The 20,546-nt window shown below is 39.0% G+C and carries 13 protein-coding genes and 3 pseudogenes; 4 read left to right on the top strand and 12 right to left on the bottom strand.

Annotated features, from left to right (window positions below):
* Positions 1-11 precede the first annotated feature (11 nt).
* The gene (locus tag GPS65_RS18800; RefSeq protein ID WP_161985469.1) at positions 12-3,065 is read left to right on the top strand and encodes a non-ribosomal peptide synthetase; all 3,054 of its coding nucleotides are present in this window, start codon (positions 12-14) and stop codon (positions 3,063-3,065) included.
* Here the strand turns inward: GPS65_RS18800 and GPS65_RS19525 are convergent.
* The 7 genes and pseudogenes from GPS65_RS19525 to GPS65_RS18765 all read right to left on the bottom strand — a co-directional run.
* Positions 3,061-4,020 (bottom strand): annotated as a pseudogene (locus tag GPS65_RS19525) (exosporium glycoprotein BclB-related protein); the annotation flags it as partial. The gene GPS65_RS18800 and the pseudogene GPS65_RS19525 sit on opposite strands and share 5 nt — an antisense overlap.
* A gap of 27 nt (positions 4,021-4,047) precedes the next feature.
* Positions 4,048-5,130, bottom strand: coding sequence for a bifunctional diaminohydroxyphosphoribosylaminopyrimidine deaminase/5-amino-6-(5-phosphoribosylamino)uracil reductase RibD (gene ribD / locus GPS65_RS18790; RefSeq protein ID WP_144473324.1), 1,083 nt, complete (start codon positions 5,128-5,130; stop codon positions 4,048-4,050).
* A gap of 276 nt (positions 5,131-5,406) precedes the next feature.
* Positions 5,407-7,164, bottom strand: coding sequence for a WD40 repeat domain-containing protein (locus GPS65_RS18785; RefSeq protein WP_012009237.1), 1,758 nt, complete (start codon positions 7,162-7,164; stop codon positions 5,407-5,409).
* 4 nt (positions 7,165-7,168) lie between these two features.
* Positions 7,169-7,972: a formylglycine-generating enzyme family protein gene (locus tag GPS65_RS18780; protein WP_041815264.1), complete on the bottom strand. Its 804-nt coding sequence runs from the start codon at positions 7,970-7,972 to the stop codon at positions 7,169-7,171.
* A gap of 33 nt (positions 7,973-8,005) precedes the next feature.
* A complete protein-coding gene (locus GPS65_RS18775) occupies positions 8,006-8,731 on the bottom strand; it encodes a GTP cyclohydrolase II (RefSeq protein WP_012009236.1) in 726 nt (241 codons plus the stop codon).
* A gap of 280 nt (positions 8,732-9,011) precedes the next feature.
* Positions 9,012-9,668, bottom strand: a complete 657-nt coding sequence (locus GPS65_RS18770) for a class I SAM-dependent methyltransferase (RefSeq protein ID WP_012009235.1) — start codon at positions 9,666-9,668, stop codon at positions 9,012-9,014.
* Between the two features lie 970 nt (positions 9,669-10,638).
* Positions 10,639-10,986, bottom strand: a complete 348-nt coding sequence (locus GPS65_RS18765; RefSeq protein ID WP_088000770.1) for a YflT domain-containing protein — start codon at positions 10,984-10,986, stop codon at positions 10,639-10,641.
* A 221-nt stretch (positions 10,987-11,207) separates the two neighbouring features.
* Here GPS65_RS18765 and GPS65_RS18760 point away from each other — a divergent pair, with 221 nt between their 5' ends.
* Positions 11,208-11,597, top strand: coding sequence for a YfmB family protein (locus tag GPS65_RS18760; RefSeq protein WP_012009233.1), 390 nt, complete (start codon positions 11,208-11,210; stop codon positions 11,595-11,597).
* A 108-nt stretch (positions 11,598-11,705) separates the two neighbouring features.
* Positions 11,706-12,710 carry an NADP-dependent oxidoreductase gene (locus tag GPS65_RS18755; RefSeq protein WP_012009232.1) on the top strand — a complete coding sequence of 335 codons (1,005 nt, stop codon included), beginning with the start codon at positions 11,706-11,708 and terminating at the stop codon, positions 12,708-12,710.
* A 233-nt stretch (positions 12,711-12,943) separates the two neighbouring features.
* Here the strand turns inward: GPS65_RS18755 and GPS65_RS18750 are convergent, their stop codons facing one another.
* The gene (locus GPS65_RS18750) at positions 12,944-14,086 is read right to left on the bottom strand and encodes a DEAD/DEAH box helicase (protein WP_012009231.1); all 1,143 of its coding nucleotides are present in this window, start codon (positions 14,084-14,086) and stop codon (positions 12,944-12,946) included.
* Between the two features lie 152 nt (positions 14,087-14,238).
* Here GPS65_RS18750 and GPS65_RS18745 point away from each other — a divergent pair, with 152 nt between their 5' ends.
* On the top strand, positions 14,239-15,792 hold the full coding sequence (locus GPS65_RS18745; protein ID WP_012009230.1) for an ABC-F family ATP-binding cassette domain-containing protein: 1,554 nt from the start codon (positions 14,239-14,241) through the stop codon (positions 15,790-15,792).
* A 44-nt stretch (positions 15,793-15,836) separates the two neighbouring features.
* Here GPS65_RS18745 and GPS65_RS18740 read toward each other — a convergent pair whose 3' ends face one another.
* From GPS65_RS18740 to GPS65_RS18725, 4 genes and pseudogenes are all read right to left on the bottom strand, one after another.
* Complete coding sequence (locus tag GPS65_RS18740; protein WP_119124548.1) at positions 15,837-17,027, bottom strand: MFS transporter; 1,191 nt, start codon at positions 17,025-17,027, stop codon at positions 15,837-15,839.
* Between the two features lie 56 nt (positions 17,028-17,083).
* Positions 17,084-17,509, bottom strand: a complete 426-nt coding sequence (locus GPS65_RS18735; protein ID WP_012009228.1) for a MerR family transcriptional regulator — start codon at positions 17,507-17,509, stop codon at positions 17,084-17,086.
* A 720-nt stretch (positions 17,510-18,229) separates the two neighbouring features.
* Positions 18,230-18,970, bottom strand: a pseudogene (locus tag GPS65_RS18730) (peptidoglycan recognition protein family protein).
* A gap of 378 nt (positions 18,971-19,348) precedes the next feature.
* A pseudogene (locus GPS65_RS18725) lies at positions 19,349-19,468 on the bottom strand (phage holin); the annotation flags it as partial.
* Between the last annotated feature and the right edge of the window lie 1,078 nt (positions 19,469-20,546).

Here is a 20,546-nt window from a genome sequence, read left to right as displayed (position 1 = left end):
AGTGATGAGCTGTGATTGATAACAGAGATATAGAGGATATATACGAACTTTCACCTTTGCAGAAAGGGATGTTATATCATAATTTAGAGTCTAATGAAAAAGATTTTTATTGTGAACAAACGACTTTGACATTGGAAGGAGGTATATCGTTAAGTGATATACAGAATGCTTTTGATGGATTGATTAAAAAATACGTTGTTTTACGAACTAACTTTCTCTATAACAATCTACGTAAACCGGTTCAAATTGTATGGGTTAATAAGAAAAATATAATAGAATATAAAGATATTTCTAAACTGGACAAAGAGCAAAAGGTTAAATATTTAGAAGATTTTAAAGAAAAGGATCGTTTGCGAGGATTTGATCTTTCAACGGACGCTTTGATTAGATTAAGTATTTTAAAAATTGATTCGAAAAAATTTAAATTAATTCTAAGTCATCACCATATTATAATGGATGGCTGGTGTTTTGGAATTATCCTAAATGATTTATTTGAAATGTACAAATGTAGCATTCAAAACAAAAAAATAAATGTTGATAATACAACCCCATATAGTAAATATATTAAGTGGCTAGAAAATTTAGATCATAAAGAATCTATAGATTATTGGAGAGATTACTTAAGAGGAATTGAGCAACATACGCAAATACCAGCCCAAAATTCATTAAGTGAAAATCATACTTATATAAGATCCGAGAAAAGCATCATTTTTAGTGAAGAGTTAACACGAAATTTAAAATTATTAGCTGGAGATCTAAAAGCAACCTTAAATACAGTTCTACAATGTATATGGGGTATTTTATTGCAAAGATATAATGGTACAAATGACGTGACTTTCGGATCTGTAGTTTCAGGGAGATCACCTGAAATCAGTGGTATAGAAAAAATGGTTGGCTTATTTATAAATACTGTGCCTGTTAGAATTCAAACTCAAGAAGGAACTTTTAAAAATTTGGTGAGAGAAGTTCAAAAAAGAGTATTAGATTCAGAGAAATATAATTATACTCCTATAGTAGATATCCAAAATTGTTTAGAGAGTAGACAACTCTTTGATCACATTTTTGTTTTTGAAAATTATCCCTTAGATTTAAATATATTTAACAGGCAAAAAGACTTAGGTTTTAAAGTTTCAAATATTGAAGTTTATGAAAAAAGCAATTATAATTTCAATATTTTGATTTTGCCTGGTAATGAATTTGAAATAAAAATTATTTTTAATGGAGAAAAGTATCAAGAGCAGTTTATTGATGATATTTTAAATCAGATAAAGTTTATAACTAGTCAGATAATATCGGATCCCAATTTATTAATTGGTGAGATAGAATTAATTTCCCAAAATACTATTTCTGAAATAAAAAATCATGAATTTACCAATAAATGCGTCCATGAAATCTTTGAAGAACAAGTTAAAAGATTTCCTAATAAAATTGCAATAAGAATTGAGGATCAGAGTCTTACTTATGATGAGTTAAATAAACGAGCTAATCAACTTGCACGATTTCTTTTGAATAATGGTGTGGGTCAAGGAGACTTAGTCGGAATTTCAATGTTAAGGAGTTTTGATTTATATATAGGAATGCTAGCCATCCTTAAGATAGGAGCAGCCTATGTACCAGTAGACACATCATATCCTCAACAACGTTTAATTCAATTAGTTAGAGATTCGAAAATTTCTATATTTATTACTAAAGATGATCTAACTCTTGATACTAAAGAATTAACTATAATCGATATAGATGAATATACAGAGGATATTAAAAAAGAAAATGAATTAAATTTACAGTTACCTATTTTCGGTAATGAATTGGCGTATGTCATGTTCACTTCAGGATCGACGGGTAAGCCGAAAGGTATTTTAACTACACATCAAAATATAATTAGCCGTGTTTATAATAGCAATTATGTAGAAATTAATGAAATGGACAAAATTCTGCAATTGTCAAATTGTACATTTGATGGTTCTTCATTCGACATTTATTCGAGTTTATTAAATGGGGGAGAACTAGTAGTTGTTCAAGAGGATAAATTATTAAACATTTCTTATTTATCAGAATTGATCGTAAATAAAGGTATTACAATTACTTTTATCACAACAGCTCTATTCAATAAAATAGTAGATTTAAACATTACTTGTTTAAAAAACCTTAAAAATATATTGTTCGGAGGAGAAAAAGCATCTATTAAGCACGTAATAAAAGCTGTTAAAGTACTAGGTGAAAACCGTTTAATTCATGTATATGGGCCAACAGAAACAACTATTTTTGCTACTTATTTTTTAATTGATTACTCCATTTTAAATTTAAAGAAAGTACCAATTGGACAACCTATAAATGATACACAAATATATATATTAGATTCTAATTTAAAACCTGTTCCACGAGGTATACAAGGAGAAATTTATATAGGGGGAAGAGGAGTAGCTCAAGGTTATATAAATTCTAGTGAGTTAACAGATAAACATTTTATTCCAAACTTGTTTGATGATTCTAAAACGCGTTTATATAAAACAGGAGATTTAGGCTGTTTTTTACCTGATGGTAATGTTGAGTTTCTAGGTCGTATTGATAATCAAGTGAAAATTCGAGGCTATAGAGTTGAAATAGAAGAAATAGAAAATTTAATATTGCAACATTCGTATGTAAAAGAAGCTGTGATTAACATAGTAGGAGATATGAATTTAATTGCTTATATTACACTTCATAAGGATATTAATAAGAATACGATTAATTGGAAGAAATACTTTCTGGAAAGGCTTCCCCATTATATGGTGCCAACTCATATCATTGAAATGGAAAAAATACCTCTTACTTCAAATGGGAAGTTGGACCGAAAGGCCTTACCTTTACCGGAAATACAATCAGTAGAGGAGTATGTGGCACCGACAAATGAAATTGAGAAAAGCATAGAAAAGATGTGGAGAGAAATACTTGAAATAACGTATAATCTGGTGACGTATCTGGTGTACCTGTTGGTGGTGCTGTATTCACAACATAAGTTCCACCTTCATATGTCACCACTTGACCTACTGGATACGTTGGAGCTACCGCTGGATCAAACACTGTGACTCCGTCTAAACCTACTCCGGTTGCTCCTGTGACTCCGGTCGCACCTGTATCGCCTGTTGCGCCGGTTGCACCAGTTTCACCAGCAGCTGCTAACAATGTATAATCTGGTGACGTATCCGGTGTGCCCGTTGGCGGTGCTGAGTTGACAAGATACGTTGATGTTGGCACTCCTGTATCAACGAGGGAGTTTCCTCTTTCATAGTTCATCAATTGACCTGTTGGATACGTAACCACTTGGCCTACTGGATACGTTGGAGCCACTGCTGGATCGAATGGAACAACACCGGTTAAACCTAGACCAGTAGCTCCCGTAATACCTGTTGCTCCCGTATCACCCGTTACACCGGTTGCTCCTGTGGCGCCGGTTGCACCAGTTTCACCAGCAGATGCTAACAATGTATAATCTGGTGACGTACCTGGCGTACCTGTAGGCGACGCTGTATTCACTACATACGTACTTCCTTCGAATGTAACGACTTGACCTACTTGATACGTAGGTGCTATCGCTGGATCAAATGCCACAATACCAGTTAAACCTACGCCGGTGGCACCGGTTGCTCCTGCCGGGCCTGTTGGGCCTGCTGGACCTGCTGGACCTGCTGGACCCGCTGGACCTACTGCACCCGCCGGACCTGCTGGGCCTCTTCTTCCTCTCCCGCCTGGCGGACCTTGAATCACACAAATACAAGGATCTTTTCCGCAACAAGGATTTTTCACTGGTTTTCCTTGCTTACTTGGTCTTCCATTCTTACAACTATCACATTCCCAGCCATCATCCTTATATCCATCATACCAGCTTCCTTTTTGGTAGTGGTCGGTCGAATGAGTTGGATATGTCTTTCCACATTGTTTACATCTTCTCATAGAATCACCCCCATCCATCGTATTCATCGTGATCGATAAAGGTGTATGTACAATTTTATTTTTATAAAAAAAATTTGAAAGGTCTTGCATTTTAAGTGCAAGGCCCTCTCTCCATCGTTAAAATGTCATCATCATTTTAAAATCTTTTCCTACCATACTATATTCAACATCTGCGGGACGGATCGCCTCTTTTAGTTTTTTCACCCCATCTCCTTCAAAAAAAGTAGGTGCATTCTTGCCTCCAATTAATAAAGGTGCCATATAGATAACAGCTTCGTTCACAAGGGATGCTTCTAAAAATGACGCACTCACACTACCTCCAGCCTCTACAAGAACTGACATGACAGAACGTTCCTTCAGCATTCTTAACACGTCGTGAATATCTGTCCGCTCCTCTCCGCTTGTGATATAGACTTGATGCCCTTTTTCTATCAGCAGTTCATACTTTTTTTGATCATACATGCGCGAGATACAAATAATGGTTTCCGCCCTACGATCTGTTAAACATTTCGCATGAAGTGGAATCCTTAATGTGGAATCTAAAATAACGCGAATGGGCTGGGTCATGTTTGAATCTTTCACAATAAGACCTGCATCATCTTGAATAATCGTTTCGACACCAGTTATCACAGCATCTGCTTCTTGGCGTAATTGCTGCACTTCTTTTCTCGCCTCTGTTCCTGTGATCCATTTGCTTTCAAGATCAGCTGTGGCAATTTTACCGTCTAATGAAATGGCTGATTTTAAGATGACGTAGGGAAAGTCTGATTGAATGAAATGAAAAAAAGGCACGTTTAAGCGGTCTGCCTCCTGTTTACATATTCCTTCATCTACTTCGATCCCAGCTTGTTTCAACATGGTCATTCCCTTGCCTGCTACAAGCGGATTCGGGTCTTGCGTCGCAATGACTACTCGTTTCACACCACTTTTGATAATCGCTTCTGTGCAAGGACCCGTTTTCCCATAATGTGAACAAGGTTCAAGCGTCACATACAGATGAGCTCCCTTCGCCTTCTCTCTTGCCATTTGCAGTGCATGAATTTCAGCATGAGGTTCGCCCGCCTTCATGTGCGCACCCATTCCAACAATTTCACCTTGCTGTACAATGACTGCACCGACAAGCGGGTTTGGAGAGGTTTGTCCTTTCATTGCCTTTGCGTTGGCAATCGCCAGTTCCATATAAAACACATCGTCTTTCATGTGAGTCTCCTTTCTTCTCTTTCAAGGGAAAGAACTCCTTCAAGAAATGAAGGAGTTCTATTCTCATATTTTTTCCATCCGTTTCTTTTCAGATCGATCATAGTAAGGCAAGGAATAAAAAAGTTTATATGATGCTCGTTGTTTACAAAAACAGCATTTGCGACATTCATATTTATTAATGAGGAGCACATGCGGGCAATTGAGTACCGTCAGGCCTTTTTTCATATGTTCCTTGCAAACACTTATCATGAGAATCCCCCGCTTACATTCTTTTTCTTAATGAGAGATTACTTCTTTTGGAAATTGTTCAAATAAGCGCAGTACTTCGGTATACGTGCCATCTTCTCGAATATGATAAATTCCACCATCATAGGAACTTGCGTATACATCATTGCCTAATTGTCTAATGGCACTTATCCCATTCTTGGCAATTCTAATTGGACCGGTATTGAACCCAAGCTCTGGATTCCACACTACGACATAGCCCCAATAATCTCCGCTCACAATATAACCAGAGTCTGTGACAGAGACCGATTTAATCGAATACTGATGTTCATTATGCTGGTCTAAAATTCTCCCTGTATGCAAATCAAACAATCTCACATTCTTGTCACGGCTGACAATGGCAATACGGTCTCTTTTACTATCAATGAATACGTCATTTAACAGCTCTGTCGCCCCGATATATTTCGCTTTTAAAGACAAGCTCTTCTTATCTAAAAGACAGATGGTTCCTTCTACCGCAGCTGTGATGATATGATCTCCTTCTACTTTTAATGCCTTCACAGCACAATCGTGTGCTTTGGATCGGCCCATTTCCTTTAAATGCTCTGTCGAAATAACATGCACATAACCGCCGTAAGTTCCAATATAAAATTGCCGGTCCTCCTCATGAAAATACACACTGTTGACCGGTCCTGTATTGAGATCAAATGAAACCATTTGCTTTAATGATTCATGAACAATATGCAACTGACTTGCATGATCTCCCCACGCATAATAGCTTCCATCTCGTGCGACAGCCACTCCATTTGTTAAAACGCCTGTCGATTTAGCAATTTCAATCCCGTTCTTTCTAAATTTTCCATCATCCGATGCTGTGATGATATCTCCCGCATCAGTCAGCGCAATATCATTAATAGATGGTGTCGCCATTTCAATCTCATCTGATACCACTTTTCCTTTTTCAATAGACCATTCACAATACGTTTTTCCAAAGCTGGCTCCTAGGATGGATTTCTCATCTTCCGTCCAGACAAGCGAGCGCTCCCACTGATATTTATGAGGTAGAAGCGTATCGACTAAATCCCCTGTTTCGTAATTCCACAGCTTAATTAAATGGTCATATCCCGCTGTCAGCAAGTAATTGCCGCTTGGAGAAAAGTTCACCCGTTTGACGCCCTGTAAATGAGCTTTGATGATTTTTTTCTCCTGTAACGTCACCGCATCATAAATAATGACGGTGCCATCGTCTCTGCCAAGAGCGAACACTTCTTTTTGATTGCTGCCGCTGATTGTGTCAAGCTCATAATCAAACGGACCAATTTCCCCTACAATTTCTCCTGTATCATACAGCCACACAAGAACATAGCCGTCATCACCTGTTGTATAAGCTTTATCGCCATGTATCCATACCGCTAATACATCTTTGCTATGTCCATGGAATTCTCTTAGGATGGCTCCTGTTTCGATATCCCAGACTAAGCATCTTCTATCTCTGGACACCGAGACTAGCAACGTATCCTGCTTCGCAAAAGCAACGGCTTCTACATCATCAGCATGACCAAACAAGGTGCGAATGTGGGTATGTGTGCCTGTATCATACAATTGAATGGTGTAGTCTGACGAAGCACTAGCTAAGTACTTTCCATTTTCAGAAAGAGACAAAGAGTTAATGATATGCTCGTGACTTCCAATAAACGTCCCTTCTCCTGTCGCTCGGTTCCACTGATATATACAGCGGTCATAGCCGCCAGTGTAAACAATTTGATCCTGCTGAGTTGATAAAACAGATGTAATTGGTCCTCTATGCATAGTTTTACACTCCCACCTTTATATGTTGTTTTTGACGAGTCATTACACGAAAGCCAGTAAATCGAAAAACGGGGTCTGGATGCTTCCCATGTCTTCTGGCGACTCTGCATAAATCCCCGCCTCTTGCAAAGGAGCCGCCTTTTAAAATGTAGTAATCACTGCCTAGCGTCTCCGTTAAATCATCTACAACCTCAATGCCGCCTTCGTACACATGATATTTGGTGTTGACCCATTCCTCGATGTTGCCCCCCATATCATAAAGTCCGAATAAGGATCTTCCCTTTTCGTAATGGCGAACAGGCGTCGTTTTTTCGATATTTGATTCGTACGTATTACAGTAAGAAGGGTCAAACTCATCTCCCCAAGGATATTGATTTCTCGTATTACCCCGTGCAGCATATTCCCATTCTTCTTCCGTAGGAATCGACACGTCTATCCCGAGTTTACCGCTCAGCCACTGACAGAATGAGAAGGCTTCCTCGATCTCCATGCCCCACGCCGGATGATCTTTCCCTCCACCGAGTTCTTGATTCGTTAAGCTCTCCGGGTACGATTGGCCTGTTTCATCACAATAGCTTTGATACCATTCATTGGTGACAACCGTATCTGAAATGAAAAATTCATTGATATACGGCTGATAGGATGGAAATTCTTTGTACAGCCATTTTTGAAATTTTTTCTCACGTCCGTAAGTTGGATTGAGAAGCTTGTCCTTCCAAAATTCTGATGCCTTTTTCATATCTTCTTCATTACTTCCGATTGTTGCATAGCCGCTTGGGATTTGAATCCAATTGATTTCAGGTTTCACGCTTTTCTCCCGCCTTCTTTAAAGTAAACTCATCTACTGATTAATTAATTTTTTCTCATCGACCATATGCCCTGAGGCAGCTTTTGCTTTTAAATAGGCTTCATTATAGAGAGAGGCTTCGACGGTATGATCAAACCGCAAAACAGGCAGGCCGTAGGCAGCAATAGAGTCGACTTTATCTGGATTGTTCGTTAGGAGATGCATTGGTTTCCCTTTGTTTAAATAGTGCAGAACAGCCGCTGCCTCTTCGTAATGCCGGTCGTCATCTCCGCATCCAATCAGGCGGTTGGCTTCAAACGTATCCAGCTGCATTTCCTGTAATTTATACGTCAATGCTTTCGCCATCAGCCCAATTGACCGCCCTTCTTGATTGGCCATATAGACAAGCATGCCTTTTCCGTAATCAGTGATTTTCTTCAGCGATAACGCAAGCTGTGGACCGCAGTCACATTTCAATGACCCAAACACATCCCCTGTTTGGCAAACACTATGAATTCGCACAAGCGGCGGCATTTCATTTTCAAAGTCGCCAAATAAGAGACAAGACGAAAAGGTTTGCTGCGCGGTACTCATTTTGACAATAGATTCGATCGTTGGTTTTGTCTCCCCTTCAACTGGTGCGAAGGCATACCATTTAAATGGCACTTCTTCATGTTGAATGGAGATTGGCAGATTCACTGGCCCCACGAGCAAATAGTTTTTTTCTTGAAAGGTAAAATGATGAATCATTGATTGTAATTCATCTACAAATTTATTCATTTGTCTCCCCCCTAATCATCGCTGCACCCAAATCGACTCAGGTAGCGCAGTGATGGAGTGATGAATATGTGTCAGCACTCATGGCTTAAAAGAACTTGGATATGCGTTTTCTCTCATCGTTCAGACCTTGCTTCCACCTATTCTAGCGATAGTTCAATCTAGGTCTTTTCCAGTACAAAGGAGCAGAAATCTTGGTTCATCACGCCTTGCTCTTCCATGATGCGCATATGCTCTTTCTTACAATGAACACCTCTGCTTCGTTTGATCGTTCACCTTTGTACTAGATTTTGACGGCAATGACATGGTGCTGGCTTATGCCAGCTTTTGCTTTTAATGGTGTAATCGATACAAGCTCTAGACCTGATGAACAAATTCTTTCTCCGAGCTGAGAATCTGAAAATGAAAAGTGGAAACGGCCATCTTCTCCGATTAACCCTGTTTTCCACTCTTCTCCCCATACAACAAGTGAGAAGACTCCGCCTTCTTGAAGCAAAGAGGACACCTGTTTTAAATAACGCTCATGATCATCAGGATGCTGGTGATGAAAGCAGCCATGATCTAAAATTAAATCAAACTGCATTTCTCGCCCCTGCTCCATCGACCATGACATAAAATCTTGATGAACAAAATGGACAGGGACCGTTTCTTTTTTCTGTAATCCTTCCCAATCCTCATGCTCATACAGGTCGATCCCGACATATTCGGAAAGTCCGCTTAAATGTTCAAGTGCTCGGCCGTTCCCGCATCCGATATCGAGTACAGAAGCAAGTTCATTCTTTTCCCTTGAACGCCAAGCTTTTAATGACATTACAGCTGCATCTGTTAAAGATGGATCAGTAGACCACATATCTGTTCTTTTCTCATAATGTTCTTGAAATGCCATACGCATTTTTTCTAGATACAACCCACTGTCTTTATGGTATAAAGCCTTTTTCATCACAGGACCTCCTTCTTTTTAAAATCGACTTTTCAGGTAAAGGTCATTTTCAAGCCAAAAACCTTATGTTAAAATAAAAGATGGATTTTTTAGAAAAATCTGTTTTCTGAAAAAGAAGAGAAGCATCCCACATGTTCACTCTTCTTTTTCAACATTCATCCTCATATGCAGCCATTGGATTGCTGCAGCGCATCAGCTTGTTCTCTCTTTTTTTCATATGAGTTCACCTCCTTTAACGCTCGATCAACTCACAGACTTTATTGAAACCGCTTTCTCTTCTGTACAAAAACATAATGGCTTTTATATATCTCTTGCAAAGTGATCATAGTAGAAAGCTCAATCTACTGTTTAGAACGGCTACTATATCTTTTTCAAGTAAAAGACCGTTTTCTTGTGTTTTAGTAGAAATATTCCGAGCAAGACTTTTCTCTTAAAAGCGCTAATGACTTGGTTTTATGCACCACCTCTCACTAGAATAAGCCTCGAATAGTCCATCAGTATTTTAACAACTACTTCCATAATGACTGGAATAAGCCAAATATATTGTTTTTAGATTATTTTGTCAACAATATATTTCCTAAACTTTAAAATGAATTTTCTAATTGAAAATACATGTATTTTTCGTGGCTTTTTGACCTCAAAACCCTTATTTCTACATAAAAACACAACATAAATCTTTAGATCTAAGATATTTATCCTCTAAAATACACAATGTTTTTATTACATTTTGAAACAAATTCGAAAGATACATTGATTATTTCCCGAATAGATTTTTGTGATATTTTGACTATTTTTTCACATTCTCTATCATATCCTTTGGTATACCTGCATTTTCAATTAGATGTTTTACTATTTATTCCAATCTGCTGTTTTTTCTAAATATAGTAAAAAAGTTGTGACCTCTCCTTCAAAGATGGGGGCATGAAAAAAAGCCCCTTACGAAAGTAAGAGGCTTTTTCTCAGTTGGCGTTTATGCCCAAGTTTTCACTTTTTCATGGTCTGTCACAAAGAGAAGGACTTTCCCTTCATCTAAATGTTCTTCAAATTTCTCAGCTTCTTCTTTAGAGAAACCAATTTCATGGATTTTATTTCGGAGCTCATCGCCCTTTTTACTAAAGATATTCCCAACAGCATGTTTCAGGCCAACTTCTCTTGGACCTATCGTATTGGCATCTGCATTTTCAGCAATACGCTCTGTACGATCATCGTCATGGGACAGAACATAAATGTCCTCTCTTGCAACACCGAGTGATTTTAATTGCTCTACATCTCTTTGAAGTGTTTCATCATTTGAATACTCTCTTACAACAGGTTTCATTTTATATTCCTCCTTTAGCGTCTTACGAATCTTTTACCCGTCACTTTTATCATTAAACCTTCTTTGAGCACATCCATATTACATTGTGTACTAACCATGCCTATTGACTTATTTTTGACAAAAAGCCTGTAAAAATGACTAAATTTTCTGAAATATTATGTTCATCCCTGCTGTTTTATTGTACAATTCTTGTACTGGAGGCTAGAAATGAGGTAGAGCTGATGTATTACTTTTCAGCGGAGCAGCAGTTTAATGCTTGGGTTGTCAGTGATTTGGTGAAACAGCTTTTTCAAAAATGGAATCCTGAAGAAGCAAAAGCAGAGCCGCTTACATTGTTTGCTGAACAGCACTTTCGCATCTCCATTGATTATCTCTTTTCCATCATTATTAACATTGGAGATATCGAGTCGATTGAACAAGATCCACAAGACCTGTTGTCCTCATACTTGAATATCCTTTATCCTTTTGTGACGCGCGATATGATGAAAGCCTCCATGCAAAATGCGAACGAATATTTGTTAAAAGAACGTGATGCGGACGTGTATCAGCTGTTTGGCTGTCTGCCGCCGCTCCTCTCTGTTGACTTCCAAAAAAGTAGTCCTCATCTATAAGATGGTGGCTGCTTTTTTGTATGTGTTTGAAATAGACCGTATGTTTTGAATGAAAAGAAGCATCATGTTAATGTAAATCTAGGCTGCAAGTGAAAGGGAGGATTTGACATGAGTCAACAAAAGCAAATTCAATTAGCCAAACGTCCACAAGGATTACCTACAAAAGATGTTTTTCATTTTGAAACAGTCGATATACCTGTGCCGCAAGATGGTGAAGTCTTGATTCAAACGAAATATGTTTCTGTAGATCCTTATATGAGAGGACGGATGCAGGATACAAAATCCTATACACCTCCATTCAAGCTAAATGAAGTGATTCAGGGCGGTGTTGTCGGAGAAGTCGTTGAATCCAAATCGCCTCAATTTGAAAAAGGTGATTTTGTACTTGGATTCCTTGGCTGGCAAGAATATTCCACGGCCAAAGCTGATTCTCTCACAAAAATTGATCCATCTATTGCGCCGTTGTCCTATTATTTAGGCATTTTAGGCATGCCAGGGCAAACCGCTTATTTCGGTCTTCTTGCGATTGGTCAGCCAAAAGAAGGCGAGACTGTTGTCATTTCTGGGGCCGCAGGTGCTGTTGGTTCCGTTGTGGGACAAATTGCTAAGATCAAAGGCGCTCACGTCGTTGGGATTGCGGGATCTGATGATAAGCTGGCTTATTTAAAAGAGCTGGGCTTTGATGAAACAATTAATTATAAAACAACAAATGATTTAGATGATGCCATTGCAAAGGCGTGCCCTAACGGCGTCGATGTGTATTTTGACAATGTAGGCGGCGAAATATCTGATGCCGTGATGAATCATTTGAACCGCTTTGCACGTATTCCGGTGTGCGGCGCGATTTCGTCTTATAACATTAGCGCAAGCGAGGACATTGGACCGCGTGTGCAAACAAAACTTATTAAAACAAGTGCATTGATGCAAGGCTTCATTGTTGCCAACTACTCAGATCGTTTTGAAGAAGCAGCAAGAGACCTCGCACAATGGGTAAAAGAAGACAAACTGACTTATAAAGAAACAATCATTGAAGGCTTTGACAACATTCCGGATGCATTCATTGGACTATTCAAAGGAGAAAATGTCGGAAAACAGCTTGTCAAAATTTCATAAAAAGAAAGGACCCTCCATGTGGTAGGGTCCTTAGATTGTTGACAAAGGGCTAAAATGATCTTGATTTTAGCCCTTTGTCTCTTTTTCAGCGTGATAGAAAACCTTTGCAGTATAGGAAGGACGAGTACTGGCGCGGAGCGAATTTGACATTCGTGAGCACCAGCACGCAGGACTGACACCGAATGCGAGGGTTTGTCTACACGCTGAGACCCTCCATGTGGCAGGGTCCTTTTTTATGCTTGCTTCGGCGCAAGATGCAGTTGGCCTTGCTTATAAACAATTTCCTGAAGCGAAAGATGTAGCTTTTTCGCCATTTTTTTGAGCGTTGTATGCTCTTGAGGTGTGACGAGGCTGATGACAGCTCCTTCTTTTCCTGCTCGACCGGTTCTGCCTGAACGGTGAATATAGCCTTCTTCGTTTGGCAGGTCGGCATGGATTACGTAAGGCAGATCGTCAATATCGATCCCTCTTGCTGCGATATCTGTTGCAAGAAGAAGCGGGAATTCACGCTGTTCAAATTCCTTTAAGATGATAGCTCGCTCTGCTTTTTTCGCTTCACTATGAAGGACACCAAGGTCGACATGGTGATACGCTAATTTCTCTGCATAAATGCTTAGATTCGTAATATCACGCACAAAAACGAGCGCATGCATGTCCTCAAGCCGTGATAGCTTTTGCAGTAGTTTTACTTTGTCACGCTGGTCACATAACAGATAATAGTGTCCTACTTTCTGCGCTTCTTCCTCACTTCGAGCAATTTTCAATACTTCTGGTTCAGATGTCATTTCTTTAATCAGTTGAACCGTTTCGTCTTTCAAGGTCGCAGAAAAACAAAGGATTTGTCTTTCTTTTAGTGTGGATTTAATGATCGCTTGGATCGTTTTCATATGCTCTGGCACAAGAAGCTGATCTGCTTCATCTAGCACGATTGTTTTGACTTCGTGCATTTTCAGTTTCTTCATTTTGATTAATTCTTGTACACGCCCAGGTGTTGCGACAACGATGTTCGGGTGTTTTTTTAGTTTTTCTTGCTGTTTTTTGATGTTTGCTCCACCAATCAAGGAGACCGCTTTGATGTCTGATCCTTGTTTAAACTCTTGCACGACATCAAAAATTTGCATCACAAGCTCTCTTGATGGTGCCAAGATTAAGACTTGTGGGTGCTTGATATTCACATCGATTTTATTTAAAAGCGGCAACACATACGCCAGTGTCTTCCCCGTTCCCGTAGGCGATTCTGCGATCACATCACGCTTCTCCGTAATCCATTCTGCTGTTTTTTCTTGTATAGCTGTTGGTTTTTCGAAGCCAGCCGATTGGAAGTTCTCTTGAATAAATGGCTTTGCTTCTTTCAAAAATGCCCAATTTTCTATCATGTCGATCTCCTTTATCCTCATTCAATCTATCCTTTAGTATCTCAAAATCAGCTTTGAAACGCAATTTTTCTTTTGATGCTTTTATCGAGACGGACAGTTCGATATAATCATGAGAGGCACTAGCCGTTTTGAATCTATTTGAGGTGTAAAAAATGATATTATCTGTTAAAGATTTAAGCCATGGCTTTGGCGACAGAGCCATTTTTCACGAAGTCTCCTTCCGTTTATTAAAAGGCGAGCATGTTGGTTTAATTGGCGCCAACGGTGAAGGAAAGTCAACGTTTATGAATATTATTACTGGCAAGCTGGAGCCAGATGCAGGAAAAGTGGAATGGGCAAAAAATGTCCGTGTCGGTTACCTGGATCAGCACACTGTGCTAGAAAAGGGACGAACGATCCGCGAAGTGCTTCAGGATGCATTCCACTATTTATTTTCAATGGAAGCAGCGATGAATGACATTTACGGCAAAATGGGTGAAGCCGATCCTGATGAGCTGGAAAAGCTGTTAGAGGAAGTGGGCGTCATTCAAGATGCGCTCACAAACAATGATTTCTATATCATTGATTCCAAGGTCGAAGAAATAGCGAGAGGTCTTGGGTTAACCGATCTTGGGCTGGACCGTGATGTGACTGAGCTGAGCGGCGGACAGCGTACAAAAGTATTGCTTGCGAAATTGCTGTTAGAGAAGCCAGAAATTCTCCTTCTCGATGAGCCGACCAACTATTTAGATGAGCAGCATATTGAGTGGCTGAAGCGCTATTTACAGGAATATGAAAATGCGTTTATCCTCATTTCACATGATATTCCGTTTTTAAACAGCGTGATTAACTTGATCTATCATGTTGAAAATCAAGAGCTAACGCGCTATGTTGGTGATTATGATCAATTTAAACAAGTGTACGAAGTCAAAAAGAGCCAGCTTGAAGCAGCTTACAAAAGGCAGCAACAGGAAGTCGCTGAATTAAAGGATTTTGTGGCAAGAAACAAAGCGCGTGTCAGCACAAGAAATATGGCCATGTCCCGTCAAAAGAAACTAGATAAGATGGATATGATTGAACTCGCAGCAGAAAAACCAAAGCCTGAATTCCACTTTAAAGCGGCACGGACTTCTGGGAAATTGATTTTTGAAACAAAAGATTTGGTCATTGGTTATGATGAACCACTCTCTCGTCCATTGAATCTGAAAATGGAACGTGGGCAAAAAATTGCGCTTTACGGTGCTAACGGGATTGGAAAAACGACATTGCTGCGAAGTCTCCTTGGAGAAATTTCTCCGATTTCGGGTGAGGTGGAACGCGGAGAATTCCTTCATATTGGTTACTTTGAGCAAGAAGTAAAAGAACAAAACAGCAACACTTGTATTGAAGAAGTATGGAGCACCTTCCCTTCTTACACGCAATATGAAGTGAGAGCTGCCCTTGCTAAATGCGGATTAACGACAAAACATATTGAAAGCCGCGTGTCTGTTTTAAGCGGTGGAGAAAAAGCAAAGGTCCGTCTTTGTAAGTTGATCAATGAAGAAACCAACCTACTTGTTCTCGATGAGCCGACCAATCACTTGGATGTTGATGCGAAAGAAGAACTAAAACGTGCATTGAAAGAATACAAAGGGAGCGTCTTATTGATCTCTCACGAACCTGAATTTTATCAAGATGTAGCCACTGAAACTTGGAATTGCGAATCTTGGACGACAAAAGTATTATAACGGCAAAAAGCCTTATATCTGAAAAAGATATAAGGCTTTTTTTTTTAATGACCTGCTTGAATATGGATAAGATGCTTACGACCAATTAGCAGGATAATCATGCCCAACAGAACGACAGCCGCCCCAACATAGTAAGGGGTGCTCGCTGTATAAGATTCAGCAAGTACGCCGGCAATCCAAGGAGCAATCGCGCCCCCAATAAACCGCACAGCACTGTAAGAGGATGAAGCAATGGAACGCTCAACTGGTGCTGATCCCATCACAGCGGTCGTGAGCACCGTATTGATCATGCCAAGAATCCCCCCAGCAATGACAATTCCGCAGATGACGACGACAATATGTGAAGTCCAAATGCCAATACCGAATAAAATCACAGCAAACGAAGCAAAAAGTACCACAAGAGAAGTCAATGTTCCAAGCTTGCGATGAATGACTGGCGCTAAGAAGACAGATGTGACGGCCAAAAATAGCCCCCATCCAAAAAAGACATAACCAAGACCATGCTCATCCAGATGAAGCACAAATGGCGAATACGCTAAAAGCACAAAGAAACCAAAATTGTATAAGAAAGCGGCAGATGCCATCGTTAAAAGCCCTTTATATTTTAACGCCCCGACAGCCTCAAATAATTTCACCTTTTTCTGAGGTTTTTGCATCGGCGGAAGCATAAACGTAATGGCTAAAAGAGCAACAAGCATTAATACCGCAACACCAAAGAATGGTCCGCGCCAAGAGATCGTCCCAAGCTCTCCGCCAAGCAGCGGTCCAACTGAAATCCCAAGACCTAGTGCGGCCTCGTATAAAATAATGGCCTTCGCACTTCCTCCAACAGACACACCGACAATGACAGAGAGAGCCGTTGAAATGAATAAGGCATTCCCAATGCCCCATCCGCCTCTATAGCCGATTAATTCATTAATCGTTGAAGAGGTACCACCTAAAGCAGAAAAGACAATAATAAAAATAAGTCCGATTAATAATGTCCATTTCGCACCAATTCGACTAGAGAGAAAGCCGGTAAAAAACATCACAAAGCCGGTCACAAGTAAGTAGCTCGTAAACAACAGAGAGACCTGACTTGGAGATGCATCTAATTGTGATGCAATCGCCGGCAAAATTGGATCCACAAGTCCTATCCCCATAAATGAAATCACACATGCAAAGGCAACAGCCCAGACGGCCTTCGGCTGCCTAAGTAGACTTGTACGCTGTTTTAACACTTCTTCTTCCTTCATTCCATCAGAACCTTTCCTTCAAATGTTGACAAAATAAAATAAACACACTGAGGTGTTTATTTTTGTAGTTGCTCAATCGCATGAGCCGCTCTATCTTTCATCGTTTCAAGATCCTTTTTAAAGGATTGAATCGTTTCAAGCTTTTTTGTAATTAATTGATGTTGCACAGTCAGCTGCGCCTCAATATCTAACAGCTTTTCTAATCGTTCCTTCGGATCAAGCGACAGCAAGTAGCCTTCTTTATTCAGCTCTAACTGCTTCCCTATTTCCATAAACGATTGAAGCTCTTGTAAAGAAAAACCGAGTACCTCTTTTGCCTGCATAACTTTTTCTAGTTCTTCCATGTCGTCCTCTGAGTACAGCCTGACACCGCCCTCTGTCCGCTTTGGTGCTGATAATAAACCAATTTCTTCATAGAAACGAATCGTCCGTTTCGTCAGTCCGCTTCTTTTCGCCACTTGATCAATTTTCATCCAATCCATTGCCAGTGCCTCCTGCTCATCAATTCATCATTTATTATACACCTTTATTACCTTAACGTAAACGTAAATGTTTGAGTTCCTGATTCTCACGTGTTTTGAGGTAAAGGAAAAAACCCTGTAGAATGTGGGACTGACCCCATAAAGTGAGACAAATAAAAACACCTTTAAATTGAAAATCGGGTATAGCATATCTGAAAACAATTTGGAGGTGTTTTTTGTATGGGAAAAAGAGTTAGTTATCCGATTAGTGTAACCTGAATGAGATGTACATAATTTTCCACAATGTTTACATCTTCTCATTTTAACATCACCCCTTAAACACTCTATGTAACTAATCTGAATATGCTCCTGTTTCTCTACATAAATGATTAAAAAGACTAAGATTAAAAGATGTTCAATAAAAATATTTTTATTATTGATAACGTATATAATGTTCTTTTTCTTATATAGTTTTCAAAAAAGTATTTGTAAGATATTAAAATAAATTTTTCCCTTTCACAAGAAAAAAGATAAAAACACAAAAAGAAAATCTCCCCCTAGGAGGAGATTTTCTCTAGATGGGGAAAAACATGAGAAATGAAAGACATGCGCTCTGTATAATATATGTAAGTAGAATTGGAAAGTGATTATTTACATATAGAAGTTATAACCATTAGGAGATTTGGTCAAAATATGACAGAGGAACCTCCTATGATGTGAGGTCTTTTTTCATTTTGTTACTTATTTCAATGCCTTTTTAAGAGCCACTTTGGTTTTAGGACCATAGATGCCATCGGCAGCAAGCCCCTGCATAAGCCGGAACCGCTTGACCGCATTCGCTGTTTTTGGACCATAATAGCCATCAATGCCGTTACTTTTTGCGCCTTTATCGGAGTAGTAGTAAACCGCCGCTAGGGCTTCCTGTATGGCTTTTACGCCTGTCCCCTTTGTAAAAGGCTTTGTAACTTTTAAAATTCCTGTTGGCAAGCCATATGATTTTTTAGCAGGCTTTGAAGCTGCTGTTTTGGATGGTTCTGCTTTTGTTGGTTTAACAGTCGGCTTTTTACTTATGTGAGCAACGGCGATCCCGGCTTTGAAACTGTCCCAGCGATTAAGCAACTTACGAGGGCATTCTTTCCCACTCCATCTCTTATGCGGTACAACATTTGCCAATGGAATGCTTTGCTCTTTCATTAGCTGGCGAATTAACCTTTGAGCGTTCTCGACCGCCTTCTCAAAATTACCGTCTGCGTTTTCACAAATTTCAATTCCAATTGACTTCATGTTTCCCGTTCCTCTACCGTTCCTGCGTGCCATCCGTTTTCATTTAACGGCAGATGTTGATAGATAACTTTATCATCCACCGTGTAGTGCCAGCTTACACCTGTACTAGATCGGTTTCACAAACGATGCGTGACTCGCTGCGTTTGCCCCTTTTGCTGTGTTAGCTGTATTATGAACCGTAATATATAAAGGTTTCATATAGTTGCCTGGTCTGTTGCGGTTACTCTTTCTCCTCTGATTATTTTAAATTGGAAAAAGTAAAGGCATCGTTCCAATAGATCAGATTTAAGACTAAGATTCTTTAAAATATTTTGAAATCCATAAAAAAGTTTCCTATTTCCAACTTATATTAAAAATGATTTTGGGGAAAATACGCAAAAAGAGAAAGTAGGAAATTTCATTGACTAATTGGAATGGTGTATTAGTTATAACGTTAATAATCGTTCTCGGTATAGGATTTATTTATTTATTTTCAATTATCGCTTGGGAAATTTTCAAGAAATTCACCCGATAAAACGTTAAAAATTAATTGTTTATTTAACGAATGCGAAAGAAAGTAAACAATGTGGCAGCTCTTTATTTTGTTAATCTATTTTGTAGAACTTCTTTTTGCAGCCTACCTTTATCGGTCACATAGTTATTTTTAAACCATGCGACAAAGATTGTTACTATCGTAAAGGTCATTGAGCCAGCAATTGTCATATCGTTCAGCATCCACTTTAAATCGGTATGTTCCTTTTTTATTCCCTAATGCTTCTTTAATAGACCATTCATCATGATCTTTTTGACCAGGCTTGAGTGGGTTTGGGCTGTTCGTTTTAAGTGTTACCCACTTACCATCTTCCTTATGTTGAGGAATAAGGTTAGTCCCTGCGTATAGTCATTGACTACATAGACCAATTTCATGAATCCATTTTTTTATTTGCTGTAAGCCGCCCCTGTCTGTCTGTTTGTTAGCCGCCAATTTTTAAACAGACAGAGACGCCTTACAGCAAATAATTTCATCAAGCACTCATTTCAAATCCAACAGCACTTTTTAAATGTAATTCAAAAAAATCCACATAGTGTAGAATAGACTGTGTCTATTCTCAATTTAGTTTGCCAAAAACACAACCGTCACATTTTAGACACATTTTAAGAGGGAAATAGGAAAAAGTTCTTAATTTCTGATCTTTTTATATTTTTCAAGCACTCATAATCTATAGGTCATTACAGAGGTAAATGATCCATTTCCATCAATGTAATCATCCCTCGATATATTGAATATGCCCCCTCTGTCCTCTAGGTTATGCATAATACAATACTACAACCTTTTTCCCGTCATGCTGCGCCAACATTACGCCAAAAACACGCCACTTTTACGCCAATAAAAAGCCAAAGATAAAAAAGCAGCCTAAAGAATACTTAGAGATTACAAAAAGAATAAAATACATCTCACAATCATTTTCATGTACTAAATTCAGTACTAAACTAAACGTTAATCAACCAAACAGATCTTTAATAGTATTCAGTTCTCTTATTGTTTCGTTAATTACGTGCACACTTACAATCGTTTTAATCTAAGGATTTTATACCCGACACCTCTAAAAGAAAAATTTGCCATTAATATAAAATTTCAATTAATGGGATAATATTAAAAGACTCATGAATATTTAATTCGATAAGATAAGGAGGAGTTTTATTTGTTATTTGTAGGCATAGCAATTTTAATAGTAATCTGCGTTTTCGGCTCGAGGATCGAGAACAGGTTAAAAAACATAGAGCAACAAAACGA

Source organism: Bacillus pumilus (assembly GCF_009937765.1).
Lineage (GTDB): Bacteria > Bacillota > Bacilli > Bacillales > Bacillaceae > Bacillus > Bacillus pumilus_O.
Note: the sequence above shows the minus strand (reverse complement) of the source record. Positions and strands in the feature narration are given on the sequence as shown.

What these genes read in the sequence shown, in the direction of transcription:
- GPS65_RS18755 (WP_012009232.1), top strand. Translation starts at nt 11,706, where the DNA reads ATGAGTCAACAAAAGCAAATTCAATTAGCCAAACGTCCACAAGGATTA.
- GPS65_RS18740 (WP_119124548.1), bottom strand. Translation starts at nt 17,027, where the DNA reads ATGAAGGAAGAAGAAGTGTTAAAACAGCGTACAAGTCTACTTAGGCAG.
- GPS65_RS18745 (WP_012009230.1), top strand. Translation starts at nt 14,239, where the DNA reads ATGATATTATCTGTTAAAGATTTAAGCCATGGCTTTGGCGACAGAGCC.
- GPS65_RS18735 (WP_012009228.1), bottom strand. Translation starts at nt 17,509, where the DNA reads ATGGATTGGATGAAAATTGATCAAGTGGCGAAAAGAAGCGGACTGACG.
- GPS65_RS18785 (WP_012009237.1), bottom strand. Translation starts at nt 7,164, where the DNA reads ATGCATAGAGGACCAATTACATCTGTTTTATCAACTCAGCAGGATCAA.
- ribD (WP_144473324.1), bottom strand. Translation starts at nt 5,130, where the DNA reads ATGAAAGACGATGTGTTTTATATGGAACTGGCGATTGCCAACGCAAAG.
- GPS65_RS18760 (WP_012009233.1), top strand. Translation starts at nt 11,208, where the DNA reads ATGTATTACTTTTCAGCGGAGCAGCAGTTTAATGCTTGGGTTGTCAGT.
- GPS65_RS18750 (WP_012009231.1), bottom strand. Translation starts at nt 14,086, where the DNA reads ATGATAGAAAATTGGGCATTTTTGAAAGAAGCAAAGCCATTTATTCAA.
- GPS65_RS18770 (WP_012009235.1), bottom strand. Translation starts at nt 9,668, where the DNA reads ATGAAAAAGGCTTTATACCATAAAGACAGTGGGTTGTATCTAGAAAAA.
- GPS65_RS18765 (WP_088000770.1), bottom strand. Translation starts at nt 10,986, where the DNA reads ATGAAACCTGTTGTAAGAGAGTATTCAAATGATGAAACACTTCAAAGA.
- GPS65_RS18775 (WP_012009236.1), bottom strand. Translation starts at nt 8,731, where the DNA reads ATGAATAAATTTGTAGATGAATTACAATCAATGATTCATCATTTTACC.